Source organism: Streptomyces sp. NPDC047525 (assembly GCF_040643025.1).
Taxonomy (GTDB): Bacteria; Actinomycetota; Actinomycetes; order Streptomycetales; family Streptomycetaceae; genus Streptomyces; species Streptomyces durmitorensis.
Window position 1 is genome coordinate 505,192 of record NZ_JBEYTL010000006.1, and the last position, 12,403, is coordinate 517,594.

Below are 12,403 nucleotides of genomic sequence, written 5' to 3' on the forward strand. Positions count from 1 at the left end.
CCAGCCCGAGTTCGCGGGTAGTACGCGTTCCTCTCCTTGACATGAGCCCTGAGCGGCACAGAGCATCGAAGCGCTTCGAAGAATGAGAACGAGAACAAGAACGAGTCAGCTCCTCCGTGCCCACCGCTCGCCAAGGGGATCCGCACGTGACCGCAAGCCCGCCGCCGCTCCGCGCCCTGGAACAGCTGCCCTTCCATGACCCCGAACTGCCCCTGGACCAGCGCGTGGACGACTTGCTGTCCCGGCTGACCGGCAGCGAACGCATCGCGCTCCTGCACCAGTTCACACCGGCCGTCGAACGGCTCGGCATCGCCGCGTTCCGCACCGGACAGGAAGCCCTGCACGGCGTCGCCTGGATGGGCCCCGCCACCGTCTTCCCGCAGGCGATCGGCCTCGGCGCCACCTGGAACGACGACCTCGTCCGCGGCATCGGCGAGGCCGTCGCCACCGAGGCGCGCGCCATGCGGGCGCGCGACGACCGCGTCGGCCTCAACCTCTGGGCCCCGACGGTGAACCTGCTCCGCCACCCGCTGTGGGGCAGGAACGAGGAGGGCTACTCGGAGGACTCCCGGCTCACCTCCGCCATCGCCGTCGCCTACACCCGTGGCCTGCGCGGCGACCACCCGGACCACTGGCGCACGGCCCCCGTGCTCAAGCACTGGCTGGCCCACAACAACGAGACGGACAGGGACACGTCGTCCGCCTCCGTGCGCCCGCGCGTCCTGCACGAGTACGACCTGCGGGCCTTCCGCGCGGCCGTCGAGGCGGGCGCTGTGGCCGGGGTCATGCCCGCGTACAACCTGGTCAACGGACGCCCCAACCACGTCTCGCCGTACCTGCGCGAGCATCTGCGCGCCTGGACGGACCAGGACCTGCTCGTCTGCTCCGACGCGGGAGCGCCGAGCAACCTCGTCGACTCCGAGAAGTACTTCGACACCCACGAGGAGGCCACCGCGGCGTCGCTCGTCGCGGGCGTCGACAGCTTCACCGACCACGGCACCGACGCGAGCATCATCACCGGACGCATCCAACGCGCGCTTGAACAAGGCCTGTTGATCGAGCATGACATCGACACGGCGGCACGCCGTCACCTGTCCGTCCGCTTCCGGCTCGGCGAGTTCGACCCCGGCCAGGGCCCGTACGCGGACCCGGCATCGCACGCCTTCGACACCCCCGGACACCGCGCGCTCGCCCAGGAGGCCGCCGAGCAGGCCGTCGTCCTGCTGAAGAACGACGGCCTGCTCCCGCTGCCCGAAGACACCCGGATCGCGGTCGTCGGCCTGCTCGCCGACGCGTGCAAGACCGACTGGTACAGCGGCACCCTGATCCGCCGCAGCACACCCCTGGACGGACTGCGCGAACGGTTCGGCGCCGACAGCATCACCTTCACCGAGGGCGTGGACCGGGTGCGCCTGAAGTGCGCGGCCGGGTGGCTGCGGGTGCCGGAGTCCGGGGAGAGTGTCCACGTCCAAGGACCCGAGATCGCCCTGGACCCGGCCCTGCTCACCGGCCGCACCGACCTGGCCCCCCTGACCTGCGGCCCCGAGCCGACCGAGTTCGCCCTCGTCGACTGGGGATGCGGCACGTGGACGCTGCGCGCCCCCGACGGCCGCTACCTCTCGGTCGCCGACGACGGGTTCGTGCGCGCGTCCGCGGACCAGCCCGGCGGCTGGGTCGTACAGGAGACGTTCGCGCTGGTCGGCCACGGGGACGGGTACCTCATCGAGCACAAAGGGACGGGTGGGTACGTCTCTGTCGCGGCCGACGGCGTGAAGGTTGCCGAGGAGCCGCAGGTCTTCACCCTCGAATACCTGGAGCGCGGCGACGAGGCCGTGGCCCGCGCCGCAGCGCAGGCCGACGCCGTGATCGTCGTCGCCGGGAACGACCCCCACATCAACGGCCGCGAGACCGAGGACCGCACGACGCTCGCCCTGCCACCCCACCAGGATCGGCTCTGGCGGGCGGCCCGAGCCGCCAACCCCCGCACCGCGCTCGCCCTGGTCTCCGCCTATCCGTACGCGGTCGCCGACGCCCACGCCCAGCTGCCCGCGCTGCTGTGGACCGCGCACGGCGGACAGGCCGCGGGCACCGCGCTCGCCCGGGTCCTCGCGGGCGACGTCTCCCCTGCCGGACGCCTCCCGCAGACCTGGTACGCCGCCGACACCGACCTGCCGGACCTGCTCGACTACGACGTCATCGGCTCCCGGCAGACCTACCTCTACTTCGACGGCACCCCGCTCTACCCCTTCGGGCACGGCCTCGGCTACTCGTCCTTCGCGTACGCGGACCTGGTGACCGCGCGCGAAGGGGAACTGATCCGGGTCGCGTTCACCGTCACCAACACCGGGGCCTGCGCCGCGGACGAGGTGGCCCAGCTCTACACCCGGGCACCCCGGGACCCCGCGGCGGCCCTCGCCCTGCCGCACCGGCAACTCATGGCGCACCGCCGCGTCCACCTCGCGCCAGGGGCCGCGCGCCGCCTGGAGTTCCAACTGCCCCTCTACGAGCTTGCGTTCTGGGACGTGCGCCACGACCGCTGGGTCGTGGCGCCGGGCACGTACGAGATGTTTGCCGGAGCCTCCAGCGGCGACCTCCGGATCGCTGCGACCGTCGACATCGACGCCGCCCCGATCGCCCCCAGGCCGGTGCGGGAGGCGGGGCTCGCGGCGACCGGCTACGACGAACAGGACGGCACCGAGATCGTCGACCGCACCAGGACGGCCGGCGACGCCGTGCGCGCGGTGGACGGAGGCACCGGTGAACTGCTCTTCCGTGACTGCGACTTCGGAGACGGCGTGTGTGCCGTCTCGGTCGAGGCTTCGGGGGAGGGAGCCGTCGACCTCATCTCGGGCAGCACCGCCACCACCGTCACCGTCCCGGCGACCGGCGGCGCGTACGACTACCGCCTGCGTACCTCCGGCTTCACCGCCGCCGGAGTACGCGATCTGCGCGTGCGGCTGCGCGGCCCCCTGCGGCTCGCACGGCTCGCCTTCACCGCCACCGCACAGCCGAGGGAGACCGCATGAAGTTCACCGACGGCTTCTGGCTGATGCGTGACGGGGTGCGCGCCTCGTACGCGACCGATGTGCGCGACGTGCGGGAGGGCGAGGGGCGGTTCACGGCGTACGCCGCCGTCCACCGGGTCCGTGAACGCGGCGACACCCTCAACACGCCGCTCATCACCATCGAATGCTTCTCGCCCGCCGACGGCGTGATCGGTGTCCGGGCGACCCACCACGCCGGAAAGGCCGCGCACGGACCTGACTTCCGCCTGTACGAGACCGAGGGCGCGGGAATCCTCAAGCGTGAGGGCACCGTCATCGAGCTCGCCAGTGGCCCGCTCACCGTGCGCCTGGACACCGACAAGCCCTGGGGCCTCCAATTCCTCGACGCCGAGGACAAGCTGCTGACAGCGGTCGAACGCAGAGGCACCGGCTTCGCGACCGCGCCCGACGGAAGCCACCACATGATCGGTCAACTCGCCCTGGGAGTCGGCGAGTACATCTACGGCCTCGGCGAGCGCTTCACTCCGTACGTCAAGAACGGCCAGAACGTGGACATCTGGCAGGCCGACGGCGGCACCAGCAGCGAGCAGGCCTACAAGAACATCCCCTTCCACCTCTCCTCGCGCGGCTACGGCGTCTTCGTCAACCACCCCGGCAAGGTCTCCTACGAGATCGGCTCCGAGTCCGTCGGCCAGGTCCAGTTCAGCGTCGAGGACCAGTCGGTCGAGTACTACGTCATCGCGGGACCCACGCCCAAGGACGTCCTGCGCCGCTACACCGCGCTGACCGGCCGCCCCGCGCTGCCCCCCGCCTGGTCGTTCGGCCTGTGGCTGACGACCTCCTTCTGCACGCCCTACGACGAGGAGACCGTCACCGCCTTCGTCGACGGCATGGCCGAGCGCGACATCCCGCTCGGTGTCTTCCACTTCGACTGCTTCTGGATGCGCGAGTACCAGTGGACCGACTTCCGCTGGGACCCGGAGGTCTTCCCCGACCCGGAGGGCATGCTGCGCAGGCTCCGCGAACGAGGCCTCAAGGTCAGCGTGTGGATCAACCCGTACATCGCGCAGAAGTCCGCACTCTTCGCCGAGGCCGCCGCCGAGGGATTTCTCGTCCGGCGGCCGAACGGCGACATCTGGCAGTGGGACCTCTGGCAGCCGGGCATGGCGCTCGTGGACTTCACGAACCCGGCCGCGCGCGAGTGGTACTCGGGCCTGCTGCGCAACCTGCTCGACCAGGGAGTCGACTGCTTCAAGACCGACTTCGGCGAACGCGTCCCCACCGACATCCACTGGCATGACGGCTCGGACCCCGAGCGCATGCACAACTACTACGCGCAGCTCTACAACAGCACGGTCTTCGAACTCCTGGAGAAGGAACGAGGCCCCGGCCGAGCGATCGTCTTCGCCCGGTCCGCGACGGCGGGCGGCCAGCAGTTCCCCGTGCACTGGGGCGGCGACTGCTTCGCCTCGCTCGGTGCCATGGCCGAGTCGCTGCGCGGCGGCCTCTCCCTGTCGCTCTCCGGCTTCGGCTTCTGGAGCCACGACATCGGCGGCTTCGAGGGCACCCCGGACCCTGCGGTCTTCAAACGCTGGCTCGCCTTCGGCCTGCTCTCCTCGCACAGCCGCCTGCACGGCAATGTGTCCTACCGGGTGCCGTGGGCGTTCGGCGAGGAAGCGGTCGACGTGGCACGCACGTTCACGCGGCTCAAGCACCGCCTCATGCCGTACCTGTACGGCGTGGCCGTCGAGGCCCACCGCACCGGTGTCCCCGTCATGCGCCCCATGTTCCTGGAGTTCCCCGACGACCCCGCCTGCCGCACCCTGGACCGGCAGTACATGCTCGGCCCCGACCTCCTGGTCGCCCCCGTCTTCACCGCGGAGGGGGACGTCGAGTTCTACGTGCCCGAAGGCACCTGGACCCACCTGCTGACCGGCGAGACCGTCACCGGTCCCGCATGGCGGCACGAGACCCACGGCTTCGACAGCCTTCCCCTGTACGTCCGGCCCGGTGCGCTGCTCCCACTGGGCGCCGACGACCAGCGCGCCGACGGCGACTGGCTCCAGGACCTCACCCTCCTGGTCACCCCGGACACGCAGGACGGCACCGCGATCACCGTGCCCGACCTGGAAGGCAGGCCCGCGGCCGTCTTCCGCGCGGAACGGGACGGCGCCGGGGTCCGCGTCATGGCCGAGGGGAGCGCACGCGCCTTCACGGTGCGGACGGTGGCGGATTGGGCGGACCCGGGCGGCAACCCTTCGCCGGGCGGCGGCGACAAGGACATGCAAGCCGTCCACCACCGAAGGAATGATTCGGGAACATGACCCCACGAGCGACCAAGCGCGTCCGTCATCGCCGAGGTCTCACCAAGCGCCGTGCCGTCGTCGGCGGCATCGCCGCGCTCGGCATGACCGGCGCCGCCCTCGTCACCAGCACCATGATGTCGAGCGCGGGTGCGGCGACCGCGTGGCCCGAGGCCAAGGGCGAGAAGCCGACGTCCAAGACCATCGAGGTCTCCGGCACCTACGACGGCGGCCTCAAGCGCCACTACGGCACCGGCGACCTGGGCGGCGACGGCCAGGACGAGGGCCAGGACCCGATCTTCAAGCTGAAGGACGGTGCGGTCCTCAAGAACGTCATCCTCGGCTCCCCGGCCGCGGACGGCGTGCACTGCTCGGGCAGCTGCACCCTCCAGAACGTGTGGTGGGAGGACGTCGGCGAGGACGCGGCCACGTTCAAGGGGACATCGGCGAACTCGACGTACACCGTCTACGGCGGTGGCGCGAAGAAGGCCGACGACAAGGTCTTCCAGTTCAACGGCGCGGGCAAGCTGGTCGTGACCAAGTTCCAGGTCTCCGACTTCGGCAAGCTGGTGCGGGCCTGCGGCAACTGCTCCAAGCAGTACCAGCGCAACATCATCGTGAACGACGTCGACATCACCGCCCCCGGCAAGTCGATCGTCGGCATCAACACCAACTACGGCGACACGGCCGCGCTGCGCAACATCCGCATCCACGGCGACAGCAACAAGAAGATCGCCACCTGCGACCGCTTCACCGGCAACAACACCGGTGCCGAGCCGCCGAAGACGGGCACGGGCCCCGACGGCAAGTACTGCAAGTTCACCGCTTCGGACATCAGCTACAAGTAGCGGTCACGGCGATGCGGCACGGCCACCCTCGGCCGTGCCGCATCGCTGTGCTTCCAGGAGCTCAGGTGCCGAGCAGGCGGTCGTACTCGGCCTGGGTCACCGGCAGGACCGTGCCGTGCCGGGCGCCCGCCGGCAGGGCGGCGTTCTTCGTCTCGGCCCATGTGCCCGATGCGAGGTCCGTCGTCTCGAAGAGGACATAGCCGCGCCCGCCGAACTCGTCGATGAGCATGTACCACTTGTCCCCGGAGTTGGACTTGAAGACCGCGGGCCCCTCGCCCCGGTCGATCACGCCCTTCCCGATGCAGTCGGCCACGAAGTCGTACGACGTGTCCGTCAGGCTCCTCGACTTCTCCGCGGTGATGAACTTCGAGCAGGGGGTGCCCGATGCCGGGTCCCGCTCGTCCTTGGTGAAGCGGTAGTAGTCGCCGCCGTCCTTGACCACCGTGGAGTCGATCACCGAATAGCCCGGGTCGTTCCAGACCTTGGTCCTGCTGAAGGTACGGAAGTCCTTCGTGGTCGCGTACAGCATCTTGTTGTACGTCGAACCGGTGTGGTCCGGATCGTCGGCGCCGTAGATCTTGGACGCCCAGAAGACGACGTATGCCTTGAGCTTGTCGTCGTAATAGGCCTCCGGGGCCCAGGTGTTGCCCGCCGTGTCCGGGGCGACCTTCACCAGGCGCTGGTCGGTCCAGTGGATCAGGTCCGTGGACTCCCACACCATGATCGACTTGCTGCCGGTGCGCTGCACCTGGTCCCAGCTGCCACCGCTGCCGCCGTACATCCGCAGGTCGGTGGCGATCTGATAGAACTTGTCGCCCTTCGGCGAGCGGATGATGAACGGGTCGCGCAGCCCCTTGGTGCCGAGCTGCGAGGTCAGCACGGGCTTGCCGCCGTTCAACTCCCGGTAGCGCGTGGGGTCGTCGCCGTCGCTGAGCGCCATGCGGATCTGCTCGCCGTCGGCGGTGCCCTCACCGGTGAAGTAACTGAAGAGATAGCCCGCGTACTTCTGCTTCGCGGGGGCCGTGCCCGGGTGCGCTGCGGCTCCCGGGGCGGCGAGCAGCCCGGCCATCAGGGCGAGCAGGGGGATCAGGAATCTGGATCTGGGGCGCAAGATGTGTCCTCTCTCGGGCAAAGCGCGACTCAGCGCGCCGAGAAGCTGTGCACCGTGCTCGACCGGTAGGTCTCGCCGGGCCGCAGCACCGTCGAGGGGAACTTCGGCTGGTTGGGGGAGTCCGGGAAGTGCTGGGTCTCCAGGCACAGACCGTCGCCCTGGCGGTAGGTGCGCCCCGAAGGCCCGGTGAGGGTGCCGTCGAGGAAGTTCCCGGAGTAGAACTGCACGCCCGGCTCGGTCGTGGCGATCTTCATGGAGCGCCCCGACTCCGGGTCGCGCAGCGTCGCGAAGGGCTCGGGTCGCTGCGTGATGCCCTTGTCCAGGACCCAGTTGTGGTCGAAGCCCTTGGCGGTCACCAGCTGCTCGTGCGAGACACGGATGTCCTTGCCGACGGTCTTCGCGCGGCGGAAGTCGAAGGGCGTGCCCGCCACCTTCGCCAGCTCGCCGGTCGGGATGAGACCGGTGTCGGTCGGGGTGAACCGGGCCGCGGCCAGGCTCAGTTCGTGGTCCAGGATGTCGCCGCTGCCCTCGCCCGCGAGGTTGTAGTACGTGTGGTTCGTCAGGTTCACCACGGTGGCCTTGTCCGTGGTCGCCGCGTAGTCGATGCGCCAGTCGCCGCGCGCGGTGAGCGTGTACGTCACCTTCACGCGCAGCGTGCCGGGGTAGCCCATCTCGCCGTCGACGCTGACATACCGCAGGACGAGGCCCACGCCGGTGGAGTCGGCGAACGGCTCCACGTCCCACACCCGCGTGTTGAAGCCCTTGGCCCCGCCGTGCAGGCTGTTCTCGCCGTCGTTCACCGAGAGCTGGTGGGTCTTGCCGTCCAGCGTGAAGCGGCCCTTGGCGATGCGGTTGCCGTAGCGGCCGATCAGCGCGCCGAAGAACGTGGTTCCCGCGACGTACGCCTCGACGGTGTCGTAACCGAGCGAGACGTTGGTGTACCGGCCGTGCCGGTCCGGGAGTTCGAGGGACTGCACGATGCCGCCGTACGACAGCACCTTCATGCGGGTGCCTCCGTTGGCGAGGGACCAGCGGTACACCCTGGTCCCGTCGGCCAGCTTCCCGAAGAGCTCCTTGGTGGGCGTCCTGCCCGACCCCGGTGACGCGTACGAGGTGCCGGTGACGGCGGCGGTGAGGCCGACGGCGGCAGCCGAGGCCAGGACGGTGCGTCTGCTTGTTTCCATGTGCGACTCCAGGCAGCGAAGTTGAGGTGAGGACTAGCGGCCGACTTTCCGCTTGTTCCAGACGTCGAAGCCGACCGCGGCAAGCAGCACCAGGCCCTTGATGACCTGCTGGTAGTCGGTGCCGATGTTGACCAGGGACATGCCGTTGTTGAGGACGCCGAGCACCAGGCCGCCGATCACGGCGCCCATCACCGTGCCGACGCCGCCGCTCATCGACGCGCCGCCGATGAACGAGGCCGCGATCGCCTCGAGTTCGAAGTTCAGGCCCGCCTGCGGCGTGCCCGCGTTCAGGCGCGCCGCGTACACACAGCCCGCGAGCGCGGCGAGCACACCCATGTTGACGAAGATGAGGAAGGTGACGCGCTTGTCCTTGACGCCGGACAGCTTCGCCGCGGCCTTGTTGCCGCCGAGCGCGTACACGTGGCGTCCGACCACCGCGTTGCGCATCACATAGCCGAGGGCGATCAGGAGGCCGCACATGATGAGCAGCACGACGGGCACGCCGTGGAAGCTCGCGAGGGTCAGCGTGAAGGCGACGACGGCAGCGGTGATCGCGACCAGCTTGGCCACCCACAGGCCCGTCGGCGTCACGTCGAGGTCGTACGCCAACTGCTGCTTGCGGCTGCGCCATTCGCGGAAGAGCAGGAAGGCGACCGTCACGAGACCGAGCACAAGCGTCGGGTTGTGGTACTGCGTGTACGGGCCCATCTCGGGGATGAACCCCTTGGCGATGTTCTGGAAGCCCTCGGGGAACGGCGACAGCGACTGGCCCTCGAGGACGATCTGCGTGAGACCGCGGAAGAGCAGCATGCCGGCCAGGGTCACGATGAACGACGGGATGCCGACGTACGCGATGAAGAAGCCCTGCCACGCACCCGCGACCGCGCCGATGAGGAGCGACAGGACGAGCGCGAGCACCCAGGGCATGTCGTGTTTGACCATCATCACCGCCGACATGGCGCCGACGAAGGCGACCAGTGAGCCGACGGACAGGTCGATGTGCCCGGCGATGATGACGATCATCATGCCGATGGCCAGGATGAGGATGTAGCCGTTCTGCTGGATCAGGTTGGAGACGTTGTTCGGCAGGAGCAGCGTGCCGTCGGTCCAGATCTGGAACAGGATGACGATGAAGGCCAGGGCGACGAGCATGCCGTACTGGCGCATGTTGGAGCGCACGCTCTGCAGCAGCAGAGCCCTGGTGGACTCCTTGGCGGACGGCGTGGACGAGGTGTCACGTGGCGGCGTGGTCGTGGTGGTCATGGCGGATGCCTCAGCTTCTGTTCTTGGTCATGTGGCGCATCAGGAGTTCCTGGGTGGCGTCCGCGCGGTCGACCTCACCGGTCAGCCTGCCCTCGGCCATCGTGTAGATCCGGTCGCACATCCCGAGCAGTTCGGGCAGTTCGGAGGAGATGAAGAGCACCGCCTTGCCCGAGGCCGCCAGCTTGTCGATGACGGTGTAGATCTCGTACTTGGCGCCGATGTCGATGCCACGCGTCGGCTCGTCGAGGATGAGGACCTCGGGGTCGGCGTGGATCCACTTGCTCAGGACGACCTTCTGCTGATTGCCGCCGGAGAGCCGCCCCACCTGCTCGAAGACGGTGGGAGCCTTGATGTTCATCGACTTGCGGTAGCGCTCGGCGACGGAGCGCTCCTGGTGCTCGTCGACGAAGCCGTCCCCCCGCCGCATGCCCGAGAGCGAGGGCAGGGAGATGTTGCGGTTGATGTTGTCGATGAGGTTGAGGCCGTACTGCTTGCGGTCCTCGGTCACGTACGCGATCCCGGCGTCGACCGCGGCGGGCACGTTCTTCGTCACGACGTCGCGCCCGCCGACGGCCACCGTGCCGGCCACGTACTGGCCGTAGGAACGCCCGAAGACGGACATCGCCAGCTCCGTGCGGCCCGCGCCCATCAGGCCCGCGATGCCGACGATCTCACCGCGGCGCACGGTCAGCGACACGTCGTCGACGACCTTGCGCTGGTGGTCGATCGGGTGCCGCACCGTCCAGCCCTCCACGGACAGCGCCAGAGATCCCGCGTCGTCGCCTTCGTAGGGCGTGCGGTCGGGGAAGCGGTGGTCGAGGTCGCGCCCGACCATGCCGCGGATGATGCGGTCCTCGGACAACTGCGGTTCGGCCGAAGGGGTCTCACGGACCGTCAGGGTCTCGATGGTCTGCCCGTCGCGCAGGATCGTCACCGAGTCGGTGATGGCACGGATCTCGTTCAGCTTGTGCGAGATGATGATGCAGGCGATGCCCTGATCGCGCAGCTCCAGGATGAGGTCGAGCAGCTTGGCGCTGTCCTCGTCGTTCAGCGCGGCCGTCGGCTCGTCCAGGATGAGCAGCTTCACCTCCTTCGACAAGGCCTTGGCGATCTCCACCAGCTGCTGCTTGCCCACACCGATGTCGGCCACCGGAGTCTGCGGCTTCTCGCTCAGACCGACCCGCTTGAGCAGCGCACTCGCCCTGCGCAGCGTGTCGTTCCAGTCGATGAAGCCCCGGGTGCTCTGTTCGTTGCCCAGGAAGATGTTCTCGGCGATGGACAGATACGGGACGAGCGCCAGCTCCTGATGGATGATCACGATGCCGTGCTTCTCGCTGGCGCGGATGTCCTTGAAGGCCATCTGACGGCCCTCGAAGTGGATCTCGCCGTCGTAACTGCCGTGCTCGTGAACGCCGCTGAGGACCTTCATCAGCGTCGACTTGCCCGCGCCGTTCTCGCCGCAGATCGCGTGGATCTCCCCGGCGCCCACGGTCAGATTCACGTCGGAGAGCGCCTTGACGCCGGGGAACGTCTTGGTGATCCCGCGCATCTCCAGTACGGGCCCGCTCACTGGAGCTGCCCTGCCTTGAAGTAACCCTCGTCCACGAGGAGTTGGGTGTTCGACTTGTCGATGCTGACCGGGTCCAGGAGAAAGGACGGTACGGTCTTCTTGCCGTTGTTGTAGTCCTTGGTGTTGTTGACCTTCGGCTTCTTGTCGTTCAGGACGGCGTCGCCCATGGACACCGTCTGCGCGGCCAGCTTGCGGGTGTCCTTGAACACCGTCTGCGTCTGCTCACCGCGGATGATGGACTTCACCGACGCCAGCTCCGCGTCCTGCCCGGTGATCACCGGCAGCGGCTCGCTCTTGGAGCCGTATCCGGCGCTTTTCAGGGCGGAGATGATGCCGATGGAGATCCCGTCGTACGGCGAGAGGACCGCGTCGACCTTGTCGGAGCCGTAGTTCTTGCTGATCAGGTCATCCATGCGCTTCTGCGCGGTGCCGCCGTCCCAGCGCAGCGTGGTGGCCTGGTTCATCTTCGTCTGCTTGCTGCGCACATTGAGCTGGCCGCTCTTGAAGTACGGCTCAAGGACCTTCATGGCGCCGTTCCAGAAGTACTTGGTGTTGTTGTCGTCCGGCGAGCCCGCGAACAGCTCGATGCTGTGCGCGTCGCCGCCCTTCTCCGGCTTGCCGAGCTTCAGCTTCTTCACGATGTACTGGGCTTCGAGGCGGCCGACGCGCTCGTTGTCGAACGACGCGTAGTAGTCGACGTACGGCGTGCCGAGGATGAGGCGGTCGTACGAGATCACGGGGATACCCGCGTCGTGTGCGCGCTGCAGGACCTCGGTGAGCGCGGAGCCGTCGATGGCGGCGACCACCAGAAGACTGCGCCCCTTGGTGATCATGTTCTCCAGCTGGGCGATCTGGTTCTCGACCTTGTCGTCGCCGTACTGCAGATCGGTCTTGTACCCGGCCTTCTGGAACTGCTTGGCCATGTTGTTGCCGTCGGCTATCCACCGCTCGGAGGCCTTGGTGGGCATCGCGAGACCGATGGTGCTGCCCTTGCCCTCCTCCGGCTGGTAGCGGCTGCCGCCCTTGGCCTCCTGGCCGCAGGCGGTCAGCGAGCCGAGCAGGACGGCGGTGGCCACGGCGGCGGTGAGCCGTACTTTTCTCGATGTGCGGGTAGTCATG

Annotated in this window: 7 protein-coding genes and 1 pseudogene; 3 read left to right on the forward strand and 5 right to left on the reverse strand. The window is 68.5% G+C overall.

All coding sequences use genetic code 11. The annotated features are described in order from the left end of the window. Positions 1-176 precede the first annotated feature (176 nt). Genes ABZ833_RS20440 through ABZ833_RS20450 form a run of 3 tightly spaced genes read left to right on the forward strand, consistent with a single transcriptional unit; the run spans position 177 to position 6,156 of the window. On the forward strand, positions 177-3,026 hold the full coding sequence (locus ABZ833_RS20440; protein ID WP_361048765.1) for a glycoside hydrolase family 3 C-terminal domain-containing protein: 2,850 nt from the start codon (positions 177-179) through the stop codon (positions 3,024-3,026). Beyond that, complete coding sequence (gene yicI / locus ABZ833_RS20445) at positions 3,023-5,329, forward strand: alpha-xylosidase (RefSeq protein WP_361048565.1); 2,307 nt, start codon at positions 3,023-3,025, stop codon at positions 5,327-5,329. The genes ABZ833_RS20440 and yicI overlap by 4 nt, the downstream gene beginning before the upstream one ends. Next, a complete protein-coding gene (locus ABZ833_RS20450) occupies positions 5,326-6,156 on the forward strand; it encodes a pectate lyase (RefSeq protein WP_361048567.1) in 831 nt (276 codons plus the stop codon). The genes yicI and ABZ833_RS20450 overlap by 4 nt, the downstream gene beginning before the upstream one ends. Before the next feature lie 70 nt (positions 6,157-6,226). Here the strand turns inward: ABZ833_RS20450 and ABZ833_RS20455 are convergent. The 5 genes and pseudogenes from ABZ833_RS20455 to chvE form a co-directional block, all read right to left on the reverse strand. Then, a pseudogene (locus tag ABZ833_RS20455) lies at positions 6,227-7,225 on the reverse strand (glycoside hydrolase family 43 protein); the annotation flags it as partial. 71 nt (positions 7,226-7,296) lie between these two features. After that, positions 7,297-8,451 (reverse strand): aldose epimerase family protein, encoded by a 1,155-nt coding sequence (locus tag ABZ833_RS20460; protein ID WP_361048569.1) that lies wholly within the window; start codon positions 8,449-8,451, stop codon positions 7,297-7,299. 33 nt (positions 8,452-8,484) lie between these two features. Beyond that, positions 8,485-9,714, reverse strand: coding sequence for a multiple monosaccharide ABC transporter permease (gene mmsB / locus ABZ833_RS20465; RefSeq protein WP_361048571.1), 1,230 nt, complete (start codon positions 9,712-9,714; stop codon positions 8,485-8,487). Positions 9,715-9,724: 10 nt separating this feature from the next. Next, complete coding sequence (mmsA, locus tag ABZ833_RS20470) at positions 9,725-11,263, reverse strand: multiple monosaccharide ABC transporter ATP-binding protein (RefSeq protein WP_361048767.1); 1,539 nt, start codon at positions 11,261-11,263, stop codon at positions 9,725-9,727. Positions 11,264-11,280: 17 nt separating this feature from the next. After that, a complete protein-coding gene (chvE, locus tag ABZ833_RS20475; RefSeq protein ID WP_361048573.1) occupies positions 11,281-12,402 on the reverse strand; it encodes a multiple monosaccharide ABC transporter substrate-binding protein in 1,122 nt (373 codons plus the stop codon). Position 12,403: the final 1 nt, after the last annotated feature.